This is a genomic window from Veillonella parvula (assembly GCF_001553335.1).
Classification (GTDB): domain Bacteria; phylum Bacillota; class Negativicutes; order Veillonellales; family Veillonellaceae; genus Veillonella; species Veillonella parvula_S.
Genome location: NZ_KQ960792.1, coordinates 2,413 through 2,767 on the forward strand (window position 1 = coordinate 2,413; position 355 = coordinate 2,767).

The following is a 355-nucleotide window of genomic DNA, read 5'->3' on the forward strand; positions in this document are numbered from 1 at the left end:
TCATAGCGAAAAATTACAGAGTACTAAAACTTCCATACGAATTGACATACCATTTACAAAGTTTTATCATAGCGAAAAATTACAGAGTACTAAAACTAGCATATACAAAATCAATGAACATCTATCGTTTTATCATAGCGAAAAATTACAGAGTACTAAAACCATCTAGCATAGGTGATCTCAGTTGTCTATGTTTTATCATAGCGAAAAATTACAGAGTACTAAAACTAGCATATACAAAATCAATGAACATCTATCGTTTTATCATAGCGAAAAATTACAGAGTACTAAAACGTAAAAGACCCAGCGCCTTTGTCCGAGTAGGTTTTATCATAGCGAAAAATTACAGAGTACT